Source organism: Methanobacterium sp. CWC-01 (assembly GCF_030323845.1).
Taxonomy (GTDB): Archaea; Methanobacteriota; Methanobacteria; order Methanobacteriales; family Methanobacteriaceae; genus Methanobacterium; species Methanobacterium aridiramus.
Map to the genome: position 1 here is coordinate 767,339 of NZ_CP040735.1, position 17,406 is coordinate 784,744.

The window sequence follows — 17,406 nt, forward strand, 5'->3', positions numbered from 1 at the left end:
AATTAAAGTTAAGAATATAAGAGGCTAACTGAAGCCTAAGAAGTGAAACATCAATGATTGAGAATAAAATTAAAATCCTCAGAAGAGCGGCCAAAGTTTCTACCGTGCAGGATTCGGATGAAATATGGTGTGTAATTGCCGGAAATGAGGAAATGGTCAACAATGTAGCTTACGCAGCTATAATGGACAAAGATCGTGTGGAGGTACTCTGTAGAGAACATATAACCACTAAAGAATCCTTTGTTACCAAAAAGTTTGATTTCATTATGCTCTACGGGGATATAAATAAAATAAGAGATCTGAGTTTGATTTGTAAAGAAAACGGTGGTGCTTATTTAAAAATAGCCCCATATTACGTTAAGAACGAACCCAATCTCTTTTTAACAGTTGGGCCAGAAAATAAGATAAAAAAATTCGTGGGAGACTGTGAAAAAGAACATATGAACCTCTCTTTTCTGATCGAAGACCAAACCACAGGATTCATTGAAACAGACGTGTACATAACCGACAAATTGCCCACCCTGATAAGAAATACCATTGATCCATTATTTAAGATGGCAGACGTGGCTTTGTCCACCCTTCTAATATCAGCCCCCCCGGATCAAATTCCCAAAATTAAGAAAATAGCCAAGAAAAATCGTTTATTCATAATAGACTTTAATAAAATTTTGAAGGAGGATTAAATACATGTTCGATTTTTTAAAAAATAAGGATGAAGATGAAGATGCTAAGAAGCAACCCCTATCTAATACTCTGGGTATCGATTTAGGGACTCTTAACACCGTAGTAGCGAAGCCTTCCGGAGATAAATTCGATTTATACAAAATTCCATCTGTAGTAGCGGTTAAAAAGGATGAACCAACTTTCGTACTGGCAGTGGGAGATGAAGCCAAAGCAATGTTAGGCAGGACTCCAGAAGATATTATAGCCGTTCGTCCACTGCGAAAAGGTGTAATAGAAAGTATTGCCCAGGCGGAATCACTCCTGGTCTACGCCATGAACCAGGGATCAGGAGAGAGCCCGGAAAGTATTGATAGGATTGTTATTGGTATTCCCGGTGATGCATCGGAAGTGGAAAAAAAGGCGGTGGAAGATATTGGAACCAAAGCAGGGGCCAATTATGTTCTGGTAATAAGCGAAGGACTATCCGCAGCCATCGGCGCTGGTCTGCCCATAGCCGAAGCCTCGGGTACCATGGTTATTGATCTGGGGGCAGGTTCCAGTGATATCGTGGTTATTTCACTGGGAGGAATCACCGACATCGAAACTATCCGCAGTGGTGGGGACGATGTGGATACCAACATTGTGGAAAGAGTAAAAGAGCTTTTCAAAGTGGAAATTGGAATACACGAGGCAGAAAAGGCCAAGATTGAAGTGGGAATGGTGCACTGTAATTCAGAAATGGAACCATTGACCACCACCGTCATTGGAAAGTCCATGGAAACCAACAAACCGGAAAAGGTTGAAATAGACTCTAAACTGGTAGCCGACGCTGCTGAACCCATTATCATACAATTAATTGGTGCATTGTCCCGTGTGTTGGAGAGAATGTCTCCCGAACTAATTTCCGGTGTCTACAACAAAACCATTGTAGTAGGCGGTACTTCCCAACTGTACGGACTGAAAGAAAGGATTTACGAGGAAGTGGGTGTTCCGGTGGAAATTTCAGATGACCCCATGACTGTGGTGGCCAAGGGAGCAGCCATCGTGGCAGCCGAACCCCGGGCCCTTGAACCGGAAGTAAGATTGAAAGCAATGAAATAGTCATAAACCAAATGAAACTACTTGGAATAGATGAAGCAGGGCGGGGGTCAGTTATAGGGCCCCTGGTACTGTGTGGAGTTGCCATAGAGAAGGATAGGGTGCGATTTCTGGATAGATTAGGCCTTAAAGACTCCAAAAAGGTTGCTCCCAAAAAAAGGGTGGTCTTATCCCGGAAGATAAAAAAAATTGCAGAATGTCACTTGGTTAAAATAACTGCTCAGGACATTGATTTACTACGTTCCCGGGATGTGAATCTGAATCAAATCGAAAAGATCGGTATGAACCAGATAATCAGTGCTGCGAAGCCCCACACCTGCCTGGTTGATTCCATGGATGTTATCCCAGAACGATTAACCAGGGAACTGGAAGAAGTTAATCCGGGCATAAAGGTAATTGCCGAACATAAAGCAGACGAAAGATATCCTATCGTTGCCGCATCTTCCATTGTAGCCAAGGTAGAAAGGGACCTGGAAATTCACAGGATCCGTAATGAATACCATGATATTGGGTCTGGTTATCCCAGCGACCCCCGCACCATAAAATTTCTCAACGAAACATCTTACCAGGATCTGCCGGACTTTGTTCGACGTTCCTGGGCCACGGTGGAAAAACTGAGGGGAACAAATTGATATACGAGTTTTTTAGTGGTGGCTTCAACACCATCCTGGAGATGTTCAAAAGCGGGGGGATAATAACCTACATAATTACCATCATAGGCATTTATGGTGTTTTTTATTCTTTGGAGAAGATCTATTACCTACGTAAGATTTCCCGGGTAGAACTCCCTCAAATAATGAGTGTGGTTAACGAGTCAATGGAAAAGGGCGGATCCCTGGAAGCTCTGCGAGAAATTGGACGATTTCAGAATCCTATCTCACGTATCGTAGCCGAAGCATTGAAAATTGGCTACCGAAACAAGAGTGAGGTTGAAGATGCCATGGAACGTGTTTTCATTGTGGAAATGAGTCGCATGACCAAGGGTTTGGACACCATACGCACCATTACCGAGATAGCTCCTCTTCTGGGCCTGATTGGTACGGTAATTGGAATGTGGTATACGTTTAAGGCTTTGGGAGTGGATGCTAATCCCACCGCCATGGCGGAAGGTATATATATCGCGCTGATTACCACCATCGCCGGTTTAGCTGTGGCTATTATAATTTTACCCCTCTATTCTTACATCAACAGTGGAATTGAAGGCGAAATTGACAAAATAGAAATTGCCAAGAAGATGACCAACTGGAGCACGGCAGAAATGCTTATTGCAGTTCATGACGAAGTTGATTGTTCAATAGATGCTTTGAACGATGCAGATGGTGTTTTAGACGTTAAAGCTGTTTATAATAATCCCCAAGCTAATATTTGGGTTTCTATAAATCCACACATGCTGGAAAAAAGTATTGGAAACATCATCAAAGAAAGGTGCAAGGAAGATGCCCACATTGTGGAGAGTAAGTTAAAACAGTGAGGTCCTTTCATGACCATTGATACTCGTGCTTATAAGAACAAGCTGCGCTCCAAGCAAGCCCGGATTAGTTTAGTTCCCCTAATAGATGTTATTTTTACAATTCTGATATTTTTAATGGTAACCAGTAGTTTCCAAGCAGTTTCAGATTCTGCTGGGGGTAAGCCCGAAGTTTCCGATACCAGTGGATCGGAGTACTATTTGATACCCATGTCCGGTCTGCACACCGTTACCGTGAACGGAGTCAACATGTCCAGTTACATTCGTAACAGTGCCATCGCAGTGCATACCAATGTTATAGACCAGGGGGAAATAACTATTAAGCCTAAAGAGGGCCTTATTACCATAGTTACGCCGCCAGGGATGTCTCCGGAAGAAGCGGTAAGCACCCAACAATAAGATAGATCCCCCGGAACCTACACGCTGACCAACTTATATGCATCTATATATATCGTGTCTAAGACAACTATACCTATCTAAAGCAAGGTAGAAGGTGATAAATTGTATCTAGGAAGAATATTAGCTGTTGGAAGTAATGAAGAAGGAAGTTTCGTGGCCTATAGAGTTTCAAGCCGTTCTTTTCCTAACCGGATGACCAAATCCTTCCCGGAAAGCGTGGCTGTGGTTCCTAAAGAAGGATTCGAACAGGACATTTATAAAAGCCCCTACATCGCCTACAACTGTATCAGAATCGTGGATGACGTAGCGGTGGTTTCCAATGGTTCCCACACCGATGTTATTGCCGAAAAGATCGCCAGTGGTATGACCATCAGGGACGCCCTGGCCCTGTCACTATTAACCATGGACTACGAGAAGGATGATTTCCAAACACCAAGAATAGCCGGAGCATCCACCATGAAGGGTGTATCATTTATAGGCATAGTTACTGCCGATAAAGTAATTGTGGATAAGGTTCCAGAGGGAGAAGCAAGTTACATAGCTACCTATGAGCACACTTACCCCCAGAAAGTGGGCTTTGAAGCAGCTAACTCCTCTGAAGCGGCGGCATTCATCATGGATAAGGGTAAGTTTTCTGAATTCACCAACCCCGTGACTTCAGCCGCAGCCTTTGGAAGTGAAAAGTGGGAAATAAGTTCCATCTGATTATATGGAAATCAAGTTAATAGGCCTTCCTGGAATTCCCCTCCTGAAGGAAGGGGATGACCTGGGCGAAATCATACTGGAGTCATCTGAAAATATGGATTTGCCCATTGAGCATGGAGACGTGCTGGTGATAGCAGAAACTGCTGTGGCCAAAATAGAAGGAAATACCATCGATTTAAATTCAGTTAATCCCAGGGAAGAGGCGTTTGAAATAGCACTCGCTACTGGGAAGGATCCTAAACTGGTGGAAGCCATAATCAATGAATCAAAGGAGATCATAAAAGTAGGTCCTGATTTCATTATCTCCGAAACCAAACATGGATTTGTGTGTGCTAATGCCGGGATAGACGAATCTAATATCGAGTTAGGACTAGCTAAACCTATACCTTCCGAACCGGATGTTAGTGCATCCCGAATCAGAGATAAAATTGAATCTTTCACTGGTAAAAAGGTGGCAGTGGTGATTTCGGACACTCAAGGCAGAGCATTTAGAGAAGGCGCCATCGGCGTGGCCATAGGAATTTCTGGAATGGAACCACTGTGGGATCGGCGTGGTGAAACGGATCTTTACGGCCGTGAACTTCAAACCACCAACATAGCAGTTGCCGATGAACTGGCATCGGCAGCATCAATAGTTATGGGTCAAGCCCACGAAGGGCTTCCAGTAGTTCTAATAAGAGGCGTTGGCTACTTTGATTATCTGCAAAGCGATTCATCAGGGGCCAAGTCTCTCATACGACCCAAAAAATTTGATGTTTTTCGAAAGTAGTAAATTAAGGTAAAAATTTGAGTATAAATTAAAAAGGAGTGTAAGAATGCCTGTTAACCAGATGGAAACGAATCTACAAGCCATAACCACTACCATTGCCTTTCTGGAGAAAGATGATTCCTGTGACCCTGAGCTTCTCGCCAAGTTAAAAGAAGAAAGGAACCGGCTTTTAAGGGAGCTGAATGTTCATAGCCTGTAAGATTTAAAATGGAAAAATTTGTTTAAGAAAATTAGTTCTTACCCCTTTTAGCACGACCAGAAACCATGATAACTGTTTTTTCAGGTGGTACCGGAACCCCCAAACTACTGCAGGGACTGGTAGAGATTATTGATCCAGAGGATATCACCGTAATTGTGAATACCCTGGAAAATGATTATTTCTCGGGAGTTTACGTTGCAGCCGATATGGATACCGTAATGTACACCCTGGCAGGGATGATTAACCAGGAAACGTGGTATGGAATTGAAGGTGATACTTTTATAACCCATGATACTTTAAAGGGAATCGGGTGCCCAGAAATTCTGCGTATCGGTGATGAGGACCGTGCCATTAAAATCCAGAAAACGCTTTTAATAAATAAATATCCCCTTTCTAAGGCTGTTGATATCCAAAGAAAAAAATTAGGAATTAATTCGAAAATTTTGCCCATGAGTGACCAGGATTCCCATATCACCATCAAAACCACCGAGGGAGATATGGATTTCCACCAGTTCCTGGTGGGGAAACAAGGTACCCCCCAAGTTTTGGACCTACATTACAAAACTGTTAAACCGGCTCCCGGAGTTATAGAAGCCATAAAAAATGCAGAGATGGTTCTAATAGGACCATCAAATCCCATCACATCTATTGGGCCCATAATATCCATTAATAGTGTTACCAAAGCTCTTAAAAATGCTTATGTTGTAGCTGTATCTCCCATTATTGGTGGCCGGCCAGTCAGTGGCCCGGCAGCAAAGTTCATGAAGGCCCGGGGGTATGAGGTGTCCTGCCTAGGAGTTGCCCATATTTACCAGGACTTCCTAGATAAATTTATAATAGATGATATCGATGCCCATTATAAAGATGAAATAGAAAAACTAATAACTGAGGTAGTGGTAACTCAGACCAACATGAATAACCTACAAGACAAGGTAAATTTAGCGAGGATTATTTTTGGGTGAATTTTTATGATACAAATGACTTTGATTCAAATTGATAACTATGGTCCCTGGACTGTCACTCCCTGTCCCCGGGCCGAAGCAGATCTTCAAATTCTGCAATCAGAACTTTATGCAGACCTTCAACGCCAATTCGCTGCTAAAGGCGGTTTGGTTTTCTTCACCCGCTTCGACAACATGCTGGCAGTAACCAATGGCGTGGGAGCCGAGGACCACCTCCGGATACAGAAATCCATCGGAAACCGATACCCCATTACCGTGAGCATGGGCGTTGGTGCAGCTGAAACACCCTATGAGGCCCAGAGAAAGGCTAGTGCAGCCTTACAAAAGTATGGCGGAGCCCAGAATGAGGAGCGTAAGGAGATACTGGCCATAGAGGGTATGGTTAATCCTGATGAAAGTTTCGTTCAAATTGCCCATATAGATATCAACGGCATTACTGATTCTCTAACTGATATTATCCCTGCATATGACACATCTTTTATTGTTAACCGGGTTCAACACTTTTTAATGAAGAAGTTAATCGAAAAGGGTTCTCTTCTATTTTTCATTGGTGGTGACAACTTCATGTCACCTTGCAATGGTCTTGATCCCGAGGGAATATTGAAGATCATCGAAGAAATTGAGGAAGAAATTAACATCGCCCTCAAAGCCGGAGTTGGAAAAGCTCCAAGTGCCGAAAAAGCAGCTAATCTGGCAGATCTGGCTTTAGAAGAGATAAGGGGCGGTTTTACCTACAAGCTGGTCCATGTGATGAAGGAATAGTCACCAATTTTAATCCTTTTTTTCTTTCCATATTCGAGGTGCATAAATTGAAGTACTAGCGCCCATGGCGGGCATTACCGATGGCGCCTTCTGTAGGGATATTTCCCAGGAAGGATTTGATATGGTGACCCTGGGGGGCTACAATGCTGATGATCACACCATCCAGGCCGGGCGTGAAATTCTCGCCCGGGGCAGACCCGAGTTTGTAGTGGATGAAGAGTTACTATTGGCATACCTGGAAGACCAGGTTAAACTGGTCAGAGAGAGGTTTGAAGGGTCGGTTTCTGTTAATCTACGTTCCATCACACCCGATCCAATTATTGAGGTTTCAAAGATCAGGGGAGTGGACGTGGTGGAAGTTAACGCCCATTGTCGTCAGAAAGAGATAACCAGCCTGGGATGTGGTCAGGCCATGCTGCGGGATGTCTTGACGTTGGAAGAATATGTTGTAGAAATCGTGGAAAAGGCTAAATCTTTGGTATCAGTTAAGATCAGGGCCAATGTTCCAGGAGTTAATGAGGTGGAAGTGGCAAAGGCTGTGGAACGATCAGGTGCCAATTTCCTTCATGTTGATGCTATGCTTCCCGGCTCTGATTCGGCTGATTTGAATATTATACGTTCTATTAAAGAAAACACTTCAATTTTTCTCTTAGGTAACAACTCCATTAAAGACGTTGTATCTGCCCGTAAAATGTTAAATGCTGGAGCTGATGGCATATCCATAGCCAGGGCAGCTATTGGAGGGAGTTTGAACTTTGATCTTTCTCGGATATAATCGTCAAAGTTTTTAATAGAAACAATGAGTAAATATTATTTATATAATCACAAACTGATTAGAATATATATTCATTATAAATCATTAAGGTGGTTGCATGTCTTTTATAGAACTAGAAAATGTCACCAAGTCTTTTGATGGCGTGAAGGTCCTAAAAAACTTAAATGTGAAAATAGAGGAAGGAGAAGTGCTAGGCATCCTGGGAAGGAGTGGTGCGGGTAAATCCGTTCTTATTAACATGTTAAGGGGAATGAAGGATTATCGCCCGGATGAAGGCAGTATAAAATACACAGTAGCGGTTTGTCCCAGCTGTTTCCGGGTGGAAGCACCTTCTTATGATGGAAAAGAATGTGGATGCGGCTGTGATTACCAAGTACAAACAGTTGATTTCTGGAATTGTGACCGTTTAATGTTCGCTGCCATTAAAAGAAGGATTTCAATAATGTTGCAGAGGACATTCGCCCTGTACGAAGACGATACTGTAATTGATAACGTCCTGAAATCAATAGACAATCATGAAGAGGAAGAAAGTACCTATATGGCCATTGAAATTTTAGATATGGCCCAGATGACACACCGTATTACCCACATTGCCCGAGACCTCAGTGGAGGAGAGAAACAAAGGGTAGTTCTGGCTCGGCAGATAGCCAAAGAACCCATGATTTTTTTAGCGGACGAACCAACCGGTACCCTGGATCCTAAAACTGCAGAGGCCATTCACGACGCACTGATCGAAGGAGTGGTAGAACAGGGAACCACCATGATCATTACCTCTCACTGGCCGGAAGTAATGAAAAAGCTTTCCAACCAGGTTATATGGTTAGAAAAGGGTGAGATTGTAGAAGAAGGTGACCCCAAAACTGTGGTGCAAAAATTCATGGATCAGGTGCCTTTGCCCGAAAAAACCGAAGAATTCAAGGCAGGCGGACCTATAGTCCGAATGGAAGGAGTTAAAAAACATTATTACTCCATAGAAAGAGGAGTAATAAAAGCAGTGGATGGGGTGAGCCTCACCGTTGATGAAGGTGAGATATTTGGTGTGGTAGGTTTAAGTGGAGGTGGCAAGACCACCTTATCACGCATACTGTACGGATTAACCGACCCCAGTAGTGGTTTGATCGAGATCCGCCTGGGGGATCAGTGGATAGACATGACCGAAAAAGGTCCCTTTGGTCGTGGAAGGGTAAAGCCTTACTTGGGGATACTGCACCAGGAATACAGCCTCTATCCACATAGAAACGTCTTAGGTAACCTTACCGAGGCAATCAGCCTGGATTTACCCGCAGAATTCGCCAGAATGAAAGCTGCCTATGTGCTAAATGCAGTCGGCTTTGATGAAAACTACGCTGAAACTATTTTACATAAATATCCTGATGAATTAAGTGGAGGAGAACGTCACCGAGTGGCTATCGCACAGGTACTCATTAAAGAGCCAAATGTGGTTATTTTAGACGAACCAACCGGTACTATGGATCCTATAACGAGAGTACAGGTGACAGATTCGATACACAAAGCTCGAGAAGAACTTAACCAAACTTTTCTGATTATATCCCACGATATGGACTTCGTGCTGCACGTCTGTGATCGAGCCGCTCTGATGAGGGGGGGTAAGATCCTCAAACAAGGGCGGCCCCAGGACATTGTGGAAGATCTAAACCCCACCGAGAAAGAGAAGATGCTGAAGGAGGATTAGGATGGTCTGGGACGATTCGCCGTCGCATGTATGTAGAGGGGGAGATAAAAGAGCATTAACCTTTTGTTGCCCCCCAGTTAAACCCTGTCCCATCTTATACGCCCTTGAAGATGCAAAGATAACTCCACAAGAATACGTGGAGATTAAAGAAGATTTCGGAAAAAAAACTCGACTCGGGCACGGTGAAGGAACCTGCTTTGGATCCCTGGTGTGGTGTTGTAAACCATCCAAACCCTGCCCACTTCGAGATATGGTCATGCGCAGGATCGATATGTCCACTGAGGAATATTTAGAGTTAAAAAAAGAGTTGTCCGAAGAGTTAGTGGGGAAAACTGAATCTAGTTTAGAACAAAAGGTTAAAGGACTTTCGGAAGCCTTTAATGTTCCTGAAGAGGAAGCTCATCAGACTTTGCAGGAGTGCGGAAACGACCTTAAAATGGCCATTAAACTACTCCGAATGAAGAATTTGGAGTAATAGAATGGGATGGACTCCTTTATTCCTGAACGTGAAGCACCGGCACGTACTGGTGGTTGGTGCTGGGGAAGTAGGAGAAAGGAGAGCCCGAAGATTCCTGGAAGCGGAAGCACAGGTCATCGTAACCGGGGGAACGGTTTCGGAGGATCTGAAATCCATAGGTGCCCTGGAGAAACCCCTGAACCATTTGGAAAAACTGGTGAAATGGGCCGACTTGGTGGTGGTGGCCAGTGGCGATGAAAAACTCAACCAGAAAATCGGGGAACTGGCCTCAGGGAAACTTTTAAACCGGGCAGATGAACCAGAAAATGGAAACATCATTGTTCCATCTTCTTTTTTTATTGGAGATGTCCAAATATGTATTTTTACTCAGGGTAAGAGCCCCCTCATGGCACGCCAGTTAAGAAAAAAGATACAAAAAGTAATAAAACCGGGAGATGTACTGCAGTTGGAGTTACAGCACTTCACCCGGGAAATTCTAAAAGGCCAGCTCGATAATCAGAAAGAACGTCGCGAGATATTATATCAAATATTAAATGATGAAAAGATAAAAAGGCTATTGGAAGAGGGAGATTTGTTAGCGGCACAAAAAAAGGTGGCCAGCATACTAAAAGTAGAAGCAACGGCCCATACTAACATGTCCAACGAGGAGATACAGTGATTCTTAATATCAGAATCGACCACAAGACAGCTGAGATCAGCCAAATAGAAGAGTTGAGTCAGTTGATTGATAAAATTTTTCAGGACATCAATCAAAACCATACCATAAAAGAGTATCTCCAGATAAAAACCTGTAATCGCCAGGAAATGTACCTGGTTATAGATAAATGTGATTTAGACTACCGCTGGGACGGATTAGTAGTTGAAAAAGATGATCAAGCCTTGATACATGTTTTGAGATTGGCATCTGGACTAGAATCTATGATTATCGGTGAAGACCAGATTCTGGGTCAGCTGAAAGACGCACAAAAACAGGCCATTAAAGATGGCTGTTGTGGCCCCATACTGAATAATGTCTTTACCAAGGCCATCCACGTGGGCCAAATAGTCCGTAAGAAAACTCGCATCAACGAGGGGGCGGTTTCCATCGGATCAGCGGCGGTCAGGCTGGCCGAACACGTGCATGGTGATCTTAAATGTAAAAAAGTGCTGGTAATAGGCGCAGGGCAAATGGGAACCCTAGTGGCCAAGGCCCTGGTGGCTAAAAGGCTTAAAGCCATAGTGGTGGCTAATCGCACCCATGATCGGGCATTATGCCTGGCAAAGGAACTGGGAGGTTCAGCTATCCATTTCGACCGTTTATCAGAAGCTCTTTATGACGCTGATGTGGTGATCAGTGCCACCGGAGCACCCCATCCCATCATAAACTATGAGAAGGTGAGGGAATCTGTTCCAACCGAAACTCTGAAGAAGATGGTGATGGTAGACATCGCCAACCCCCGAGATATCGATGAAAGGGTGGCAGAATTGGGGGTTCGACTTTACAATATTGATGATCTGAGGGGAATAGCCCGTAAAAATCGTCAGATGCGAGAAGAAGAGGCTAAAGCAGCTAAAATTATTATTGATGATGAAATGAAACTTTTAAGAAGATCCCTTAAACACCTAGAAGTAGAACCATTAATATCCAATATCCGCAATGACGCGGAAAATATGAGGATCAGAGAAACACAAAAGGCTTTGAAGATGTTGGGAGATATTAACGGTCAGGAAAAGGTGGTAGAAGACCTGAGCAGGGTTATAGTGGATCGTATATTCTCTGACATCATCAAGAATATAAAAATAGCCGCAGAAAATGACGATAAAATTACTTTAGAAGCTGCTGAGTGTCTTTTTAGTAATGAGAAACGTTGAGGCTGTTATTTAATATTACAGCCTACTATCAAAATTCCCGTTCAATTATATCTTTTAAAAAAAATTAATAAAAAAAAATTAGGGATTTAATTATGCGTACATCTCTTTGGGCTCTTTTTTATCTTTCTCATGATGTTTAAGGGCGTATTCAATGTGTGCCCATGTTAAAACGTCATCATCACATGACAAAGCCTTATGAAGAGCTACTTTAAGGATTCTATCCTTTATATCCCGTCCAGACATGCCCCGAGTTAGTATGGCCAATTTTTTAAGATCTACATCCACTTCCAGGGGCAGGGAGGAAGAGTAAAGTTCCAGGATGGATAATCTTTCGGATTCCTCGGGTAGGGTGAATTCTATCTCTTCTTCAAATCGACTACGTAGGGCCTGATCCAGCAGGGGCGGGTTGTTAGTGGCACCGATGGTTACCACGCCCTGATTGGAGTTAATTCCATCCATCTCTGTTAGAAGAGCGTTAACCACCTCGGAAACATCTCCACGAAGAGATTGGTAGCGTCTATCCAGACCTATGGCGTCGATCTCGTCTATGAAGATAACTGATGGGGCGCTGCTGGAAGCCATTTCGAATAAGTCATGAATCTGTCGGGCCCCATCACCAACGTGTTCGCCAATTAGGCTGGTGGCTTTAACCAGGAATAATGGAATTTTAAGTTCATTTGAAAGTGATTTGGCCAGCATAGTCTTCCCTGTTCCAGGAGAACCATGGAATAGAATGTTTCTAGGCGCCCATTCCCCGAATATTTCCGGGTCCTGAAGATACTTCATGATGATCTTGCACTTGGTTTTGGCCCGTTGCTGGCCTATAACATCCTCCATCAGGATGTTACTTTCGACTCGTTTTATTTCACGGACTTCCGGGACTTCCATCAGCAATATTGAAGTGTTTTTGGTGATCCGGGAATCCTGAGGATGGGCTTTAATTATTTTGAATGCAAAATCGGGTAAAAGTTTCTGATCAAATAAGAAAGAACCCTCGTTTACAGTAAAACCATCCCATTGATCCTGTGCATATAATTCAAAAAGTTCCTTGTCGAAGATTTCGATTTTAGGATTCTCCACTAGGTTACACAGAAATGGATAGCCAATGGATTGCAAAACCACTAATTTACATTCTTTTTTTGCTTCTTCAAGATTGGTTGATTTTTTTTTATCTGTTAATATGGGATCTGGAGTTATGTTGTTAAGTTTCAAATAGAATACCTGCCGATTTGTTTTTCAGCTTACGCTTAGTTAATCCATGAAAATAAATTTAGAATTCACTTTTATTTCTTGGTAGGGGAGAGATAAATATTTTTTCCCAAATATTTTTTATGGATATTCGCTAGAACCACAAGATTTAAATATATATTGTTCGGATATAACAGAACATTCGGGATAAACCGAACAAGATGGTGATAAGTATGCAGAAATACCGATGCGTTATATGTGATTATATATATGACCCTGAGAAAGGAGACCCAGAAAATGGTGTAGAACCCGGCACCAGCTTCGAGGATTTACCAGACGAATGGTTATGTCCCCTCTGTGGTGTGGGAAAAGACCAGTTCGCACCGCTGGCTGAAGAGAAAACTGAGGCTAAAACCAGTACCAAGGAAGCCCTGGACATGTTCTGTTATCAGTGTTCTCAGACGGCAAGGGGCACTGGATGTACAGTTAAAGGAGTTTGTGGAAAGGAACCCACCGTGGCCCGCTTACAGGATAACCTGTTATTTGCCATTAAGGGGATATCAGCTTACCTCTACCATGCCCGGGAGCTGGGTTACAGTGACGACGAAGTAGACGCCTTTTTGGAAAAGAGTTTCTTCTCCACCCTGACCAATGTCAACTTCGATGCAGGTAATTTCGTGGAACTGGCCCTAGAAGCGGGCCATATGAACATTAAAACCATGCAACTTCTAAAAAAAGCCCACATCGAAACCTACGGCGAACCAGTGCCAACTGAAGTGCCAGTAGGTGCCGTTAAAGGGCCCGGAATCGTGGTCACAGGACACAGCCTCAAAAATCTGGAAGACCTGTTAAAACAGACCGAAGGGAAAGGAATAAACGTTTATACCCACTCTGAAATGTTACCAGCCCATGGATATCCTGGGCTGAAGAAATACAAACATCTAGTAGGGCAACTGGGCGGACCCTGGTTTGACCAGAAAAAAACCTTCGCCAAATATCCAGTGGCCATTCTGGGAACTTCGAACTGCGTACTTTTACCAAAGGATGAGTATAAAGAAAGAATGTTCACCAGTGGAGTGGCCCAACTACCGGGAGTGCAACACATCGAAGATAACGACTTCACCCCGGTAATTGAGAAAGCACTGGAACTGGGGGACCTGGAAGAGGAACCTCAAGAAACCGTCTTAACCACCGGATTCGGCGCTTCCACCGTACTATCCTTAGCCCCTAAAATTAAAGAACTGGTAGAAGCTGGAAAAATAAGAAGATTCTTCCTGGTGGGCGGTTGTGACTCCCCCCTACCCCAAGCCAAGTACTACACCGAGTTCGTGGAAAAATTACCACAAGACACCGTGGTGCTCACCCTGGCCTGTGGAAAGTACCGATTCAACGACATGGATCTGGGAGATATTGAAGGAGTGCCCCGTCTCATTGACCTGGGCCAGTGTAACGACGCCATAGTGGCCGTTGACATAGCAGTAGCCCTCACCGAACTATTCGGAGTAGAACTCAACGAACTACCCCTGACCCTGGTCCTGAGCTGGATGGAACAAAAAGCTGCTGCCATCCTGTGGAGTTTGCTGGCCCTGAACCTCCAGAACATGTACATAGGACCCATTATACCTGGCTGGGCCAATGAAGACATCGTAAATGTCCTGGTGGAAAACTACGGCCTGACACCAATCGGAGATCCGGAAGAAGATATTAAAAAGATAATGGGGTAACAAAACAACCCCATTTTATCTTCTTGAAGGATCAATTCTTCTTATAAATCTACAGAGTTGATTTTATGAAAATCGTTAAAACCCAAGATATGCCCATAGCCGACACTCCCCATAAGGTAGATGTGCGGAAGCTTTATGACACTGAACACGCAATGACGGTGCATATTACCCTGCAGCCTGGTGAAAAACTTATAAGGCACATAACTCCGGTGGACGTTTTTTTCTACGTATTAGAAGGCACCGGTATAGTGGAAGTAGGTGACGAGAAACAGGAAGTCTCCCAGGACACCCTAATCGACAGCCCCGCCCGTATTCCCCACTGCTGGTACAATGAAAGTGAAGACATCCTCCGATTTTTAGTAGTGAAGGTTCCTAAGCCCATGGAGGAAACCAAACTATTATAAACATTTTTAGGAGAACCAATATGTCAGATAAAGAATTTGACGAAAAAGCCTTCGAACAAGCCCTTAAAGGTAAGATGGGATGGAAATGTTCCTGTTCCCTGGATATAGTGGATAAAAAATCCGAACTCAGGGAAGTTACCTGTAAAAATTGTGGTAAAACCTTCAAGACCAACCGGGACACGGAGTACTGTTTTAGGTGCGATAAACCCTAACTCGTCAAAAAGACCTACTAAAACCGCATTAAAAGAGATAGAGATAATAAAATGACCAAATATCAGGAACAAAATAGTCTAAACCAGGAAATGGAAATATTCTCTACCTCCGAGGGCTTACTAGTAATTAAAAGTCCCTTGAGGGTAAAAATTTTATCAATGCTGCGAGAAAAGGATCTGAGTTTTGATGAGATCGTTAAATTATCAGGCCGGGCTAAGTCAACTGTTTCAGGCCACCTCAATGAACTCTCCCAGGAGGGAATAATTGGATCCAGAGCACACCCCACCGATGCCCGAAAAAAGATATTCTTTATTAAATCTGGTTACGTGGGAAAGCTTCACCGGCAGAACCTAGAAGAAGACCTTAAAGAACACATAAATCGTTACATTAAAAGTGAAAACAATCCCTTCGAATTCTTTCGACTCATTTTGCATACCATCCGCGTTTCCCTAATGAACCAGGGAGTAAACATCGACCCCATCTTACACGACGCCGGTTTAAGTGTGGGGGAAGTACTCTATGATAGGTTGTACAGCCCCCAGAAAGAGCAATTTTTACAGAACATGGCCCGCTTCTGGGAAACCCATAATTTGGGTCACGTAGAAGTTAAAAGCACAGAACCTCTGATTATCAATGTCAGAGACTGTTTTGAATGTAGTGGACTCCCTCAACTACAAAAACCAGCATGTGCCTTCGACACTGGAATATTAGAGGCCCTGTTCAGTAAATACTATAAAGAAAAGGCCAAGGTCCAGGAAGTTAAATGTCATGCCATGGGGAGTGGTTATTGCTCCTTTGTCATAGAAAAAGAACTTGAGAGAGGCATTAAAACTGCTTAACTCAGGATTAATTAAATCAAGGCATCGTACATTGATTTCATTATGAGTGCATCCTTCTCCAGGAAGGGAGTTTCACATATAACTGTTACCAGCCAGCCACACTCCGTAATAGCCTCTAATAATGGTTCCAGGGGTGGGCCGTATTTTTCTTCCATTAAAACGTGATGTCGCCGCTCCCCGGCTTCGGTATACTCGATTTTTGTAAAGTGAGAGTGCAGTGTTTTAATTCCCAGGCCATCCTCTAATTTTGTGAATATACGGTGATAATCATCTTCATCTTTTAAACAGCCCTGATTCCGGGCATGAACATGAGCAAAATCTACTGTAGGTTGAAAATGCTCGAAGGATTGACATATGTCAATTATTTCATCCAGACTTCCCAGTTGGGACCTTTTACCAGTGGTCTCCGGAGCAAAAGTAAATTTATCCACACCCAGGCCATCCAGTTTCTCCAGTAATGCTTCAATGGTATTTTTACATCGTTTAAGTGCTTCTTCAGGGGAATATGAGGTGTAAAAGCCCGGGTGAAATACGATGCGGTAGGCGCCCATCCACTTCGCTGCCCGGGCCGACTGCACCAGGCGCTCTATGGATCTTTCCAGCACATCCTCCTTGGGAGAGGAGAGGTTTATGTAGTAGGGGGCGTGCATGGAGATCATTACCTCATTTTTCTGGGCATTGTTTTTCAGTTCCAGGGCGGATTGTTTCTTAATACGTACCCCGTAGGTGGCCTGGTACTCGTAGGCATCCAGGCCAATACTGCGGATGTAGTCACAAACTTCCACCGTAGGACCATTAAACCCAATGGGGTTACCTGCTGGACCAAAATAAGCTTTACCCTTCATTTTTATCGATTTCTATGGATTTTTTTATGAGTTCCGGGATTAGCTCCGATTCAAGATCGGATTCCTTCCAGATCTTCAAATGACGTAGGTTCTTGCCAGTGCCCTCCAATGAATAGCCCTTCTCAACTAGTGATCTGCCATTGGCAAACTCCAGGTTCAGGTGGTTTTTATGGATAACAATGGCCAGTAACATCTTACCCTGGCCATAGGTGAGGTTCTTCCAGCGTATGACCTCATCAAATTCGGGTTCTGCTTCTAAGATTAGATCTCTAAGTTTTCTGGATAAGATCTGCATCTCCAGGGGATAATCCACTAAATATTCATCCAGGTCCACTCTTTCTATCAAATATAATCCCCCGAGCCTTAATATC

22 protein-coding genes are annotated in these 17,406 nt (G+C 43.5%); 19 read left to right on the forward strand and 3 right to left on the reverse strand.

Annotated features, from left to right (window positions below):
• The first annotated feature begins 53 nt into the window (after positions 1-53).
• From FGU46_RS04190 to hemA, 15 genes are all read left to right on the forward strand, one after another.
• A complete protein-coding gene (locus tag FGU46_RS04190) occupies positions 54-683 on the forward strand; it encodes a hypothetical protein (protein WP_286476940.1) in 630 nt (209 codons plus the stop codon).
• A 4-nt stretch (positions 684-687) separates the two neighbouring features.
• Complete coding sequence (locus FGU46_RS04195; RefSeq protein ID WP_286476943.1) at positions 688-1,764, forward strand: rod shape-determining protein; 1,077 nt, start codon at positions 688-690, stop codon at positions 1,762-1,764.
• A gap of 11 nt (positions 1,765-1,775) precedes the next feature.
• Complete coding sequence (gene rnhB, locus FGU46_RS04200) at positions 1,776-2,393, forward strand: ribonuclease HII (protein WP_286476947.1); 618 nt, start codon at positions 1,776-1,778, stop codon at positions 2,391-2,393.
• Between the two features lie 41 nt (positions 2,394-2,434).
• Positions 2,435-3,232, forward strand: coding sequence for a MotA/TolQ/ExbB proton channel family protein (locus FGU46_RS04205; RefSeq protein ID WP_286478540.1), 798 nt, complete (start codon positions 2,435-2,437; stop codon positions 3,230-3,232).
• Positions 3,233-3,241: 9 nt separating this feature from the next.
• Positions 3,242-3,628 carry an ExbD/TolR family protein gene (locus tag FGU46_RS04210; protein ID WP_286476958.1) on the forward strand — a complete coding sequence of 129 codons (387 nt, stop codon included), beginning with the start codon at positions 3,242-3,244 and terminating at the stop codon, positions 3,626-3,628.
• A 102-nt stretch (positions 3,629-3,730) separates the two neighbouring features.
• A complete protein-coding gene (locus FGU46_RS04215; RefSeq protein WP_286476964.1) occupies positions 3,731-4,333 on the forward strand; it encodes an IMP cyclohydrolase in 603 nt (200 codons plus the stop codon).
• A 4-nt stretch (positions 4,334-4,337) separates the two neighbouring features.
• Positions 4,338-5,102 carry a coenzyme F420-0:L-glutamate ligase gene (locus FGU46_RS04220; protein ID WP_286476973.1) on the forward strand — a complete coding sequence of 255 codons (765 nt, stop codon included), beginning with the start codon at positions 4,338-4,340 and terminating at the stop codon, positions 5,100-5,102.
• A 46-nt stretch (positions 5,103-5,148) separates the two neighbouring features.
• Positions 5,149-5,301: a hypothetical protein gene (locus FGU46_RS04225; RefSeq protein ID WP_286476978.1), complete on the forward strand. Its 153-nt coding sequence runs from the start codon at positions 5,149-5,151 to the stop codon at positions 5,299-5,301.
• A gap of 65 nt (positions 5,302-5,366) precedes the next feature.
• The gene (gene cofD, locus FGU46_RS04230) at positions 5,367-6,263 is read left to right on the forward strand and encodes a 2-phospho-L-lactate transferase (protein WP_286476983.1); all 897 of its coding nucleotides are present in this window, start codon (positions 5,367-5,369) and stop codon (positions 6,261-6,263) included.
• A 6-nt stretch (positions 6,264-6,269) separates the two neighbouring features.
• Positions 6,270-7,025, forward strand: a complete 756-nt coding sequence (locus FGU46_RS04235; protein WP_286476989.1) for a GTP cyclohydrolase III — start codon at positions 6,270-6,272, stop codon at positions 7,023-7,025.
• Positions 7,026-7,089: 64 nt separating this feature from the next.
• A complete protein-coding gene (locus tag FGU46_RS04240; protein WP_286476996.1) occupies positions 7,090-7,800 on the forward strand; it encodes an MJ0144 family RNA dihydrouridine synthase-like protein in 711 nt (236 codons plus the stop codon).
• Between the two features lie 97 nt (positions 7,801-7,897).
• Positions 7,898-9,493, forward strand: a complete 1,596-nt coding sequence (atwA, locus tag FGU46_RS04245; RefSeq protein ID WP_286477002.1) for a methyl coenzyme M reductase system, component A2 — start codon at positions 7,898-7,900, stop codon at positions 9,491-9,493.
• A 1-nt stretch (position 9,494) separates the two neighbouring features.
• Positions 9,495-9,968: a methanogenesis marker 9 domain-containing protein gene (locus FGU46_RS04250; RefSeq protein ID WP_286477008.1), complete on the forward strand. Its 474-nt coding sequence runs from the start codon at positions 9,495-9,497 to the stop codon at positions 9,966-9,968.
• Positions 9,969-9,972: 4 nt separating this feature from the next.
• A complete protein-coding gene (locus tag FGU46_RS04255; protein WP_286477013.1) occupies positions 9,973-10,629 on the forward strand; it encodes a precorrin-2 dehydrogenase/sirohydrochlorin ferrochelatase family protein in 657 nt (218 codons plus the stop codon).
• Positions 10,626-11,822, forward strand: a complete 1,197-nt coding sequence (hemA, locus tag FGU46_RS04260; RefSeq protein WP_286477016.1) for a glutamyl-tRNA reductase — start codon at positions 10,626-10,628, stop codon at positions 11,820-11,822. The genes FGU46_RS04255 and hemA overlap by 4 nt, the downstream gene beginning before the upstream one ends.
• Before the next feature lie 90 nt (positions 11,823-11,912).
• On the opposite strand, the gene FGU46_RS04265 is transcribed toward hemA, so the two are convergent.
• A complete protein-coding gene (locus FGU46_RS04265) occupies positions 11,913-13,034 on the reverse strand; it encodes an AAA family ATPase (RefSeq protein WP_286477021.1) in 1,122 nt (373 codons plus the stop codon).
• 209 nt (positions 13,035-13,243) lie between these two features.
• On the opposite strand from FGU46_RS04265, the gene hcp reads away from it, so the two are divergent.
• From hcp to FGU46_RS04285, 4 genes are all read left to right on the forward strand, one after another.
• On the forward strand, positions 13,244-14,734 hold the full coding sequence (hcp, locus tag FGU46_RS04270; protein ID WP_286477022.1) for a hydroxylamine reductase: 1,491 nt from the start codon (positions 13,244-13,246) through the stop codon (positions 14,732-14,734).
• Positions 14,735-14,799: 65 nt separating this feature from the next.
• A complete protein-coding gene (locus tag FGU46_RS04275; protein WP_286477026.1) occupies positions 14,800-15,138 on the forward strand; it encodes a cupin domain-containing protein in 339 nt (112 codons plus the stop codon).
• Positions 15,139-15,158: 20 nt separating this feature from the next.
• Positions 15,159-15,350, forward strand: a complete 192-nt coding sequence (locus FGU46_RS04280; RefSeq protein WP_286477034.1) for a hypothetical protein — start codon at positions 15,159-15,161, stop codon at positions 15,348-15,350.
• A 51-nt stretch (positions 15,351-15,401) separates the two neighbouring features.
• Positions 15,402-16,190 (forward strand): V4R domain-containing protein, encoded by a 789-nt coding sequence (locus FGU46_RS04285; RefSeq protein WP_286477038.1) that lies wholly within the window; start codon positions 15,402-15,404, stop codon positions 16,188-16,190.
• Between the two features lie 11 nt (positions 16,191-16,201).
• Here the strand turns inward: FGU46_RS04285 and FGU46_RS04290 are convergent, their stop codons facing one another.
• Both FGU46_RS04290 and FGU46_RS04295 read right to left on the reverse strand, forming a co-directional pair.
• Complete coding sequence (locus tag FGU46_RS04290) at positions 16,202-17,035, reverse strand: TIM barrel protein (protein WP_286477045.1); 834 nt, start codon at positions 17,033-17,035, stop codon at positions 16,202-16,204.
• On the reverse strand, positions 17,025-17,381 hold the full coding sequence (locus FGU46_RS04295; protein WP_286477052.1) for a DUF1801 domain-containing protein: 357 nt from the start codon (positions 17,379-17,381) through the stop codon (positions 17,025-17,027). Before FGU46_RS04295 ends, FGU46_RS04290 begins: the two co-directional genes overlap by 11 nt.
• Positions 17,382-17,406: the final 25 nt, after the last annotated feature.

Coding starts and splice junctions, on each gene's coding strand:
- FGU46_RS04220 (WP_286476973.1), top strand. CDS start 4,338: ATGGAAATCAAGTTAATAGGCCTTCCTGGAATTCCCCTCCTGAAGGAA.
- hcp (WP_286477022.1), top strand. CDS start 13,244: ATGCAGAAATACCGATGCGTTATATGTGATTATATATATGACCCTGAG.
- atwA (WP_286477002.1), top strand. CDS start 7,898: ATGTCTTTTATAGAACTAGAAAATGTCACCAAGTCTTTTGATGGCGTG.
- rnhB (WP_286476947.1), top strand. CDS start 1,776: ATGAAACTACTTGGAATAGATGAAGCAGGGCGGGGGTCAGTTATAGGG.
- FGU46_RS04285 (WP_286477038.1), top strand. CDS start 15,402: ATGACCAAATATCAGGAACAAAATAGTCTAAACCAGGAAATGGAAATA.
- FGU46_RS04235 (WP_286476989.1), top strand. CDS start 6,270: ATGATACAAATGACTTTGATTCAAATTGATAACTATGGTCCCTGGACT.
- FGU46_RS04290 (WP_286477045.1), bottom strand. CDS start 17,035: ATGAAGGGTAAAGCTTATTTTGGTCCAGCAGGTAACCCCATTGGGTTT.
- FGU46_RS04250 (WP_286477008.1), top strand. CDS start 9,495: ATGGTCTGGGACGATTCGCCGTCGCATGTATGTAGAGGGGGAGATAAA.
- FGU46_RS04205 (WP_286478540.1), top strand. CDS start 2,435: ATGTTCAAAAGCGGGGGGATAATAACCTACATAATTACCATCATAGGC.
- FGU46_RS04195 (WP_286476943.1), top strand. CDS start 688: ATGTTCGATTTTTTAAAAAATAAGGATGAAGATGAAGATGCTAAGAAG.
- FGU46_RS04225 (WP_286476978.1), top strand. CDS start 5,149: ATGCCTGTTAACCAGATGGAAACGAATCTACAAGCCATAACCACTACC.
- FGU46_RS04280 (WP_286477034.1), top strand. CDS start 15,159: ATGTCAGATAAAGAATTTGACGAAAAAGCCTTCGAACAAGCCCTTAAA.
- FGU46_RS04255 (WP_286477013.1), top strand. CDS start 9,973: ATGGGATGGACTCCTTTATTCCTGAACGTGAAGCACCGGCACGTACTG.
- FGU46_RS04190 (WP_286476940.1), top strand. CDS start 54: ATGATTGAGAATAAAATTAAAATCCTCAGAAGAGCGGCCAAAGTTTCT.
- FGU46_RS04275 (WP_286477026.1), top strand. CDS start 14,800: ATGAAAATCGTTAAAACCCAAGATATGCCCATAGCCGACACTCCCCAT.
- FGU46_RS04210 (WP_286476958.1), top strand. CDS start 3,242: ATGACCATTGATACTCGTGCTTATAAGAACAAGCTGCGCTCCAAGCAA.
- FGU46_RS04240 (WP_286476996.1), top strand. CDS start 7,090: ATGGCGGGCATTACCGATGGCGCCTTCTGTAGGGATATTTCCCAGGAA.
- cofD (WP_286476983.1), top strand. CDS start 5,367: ATGATAACTGTTTTTTCAGGTGGTACCGGAACCCCCAAACTACTGCAG.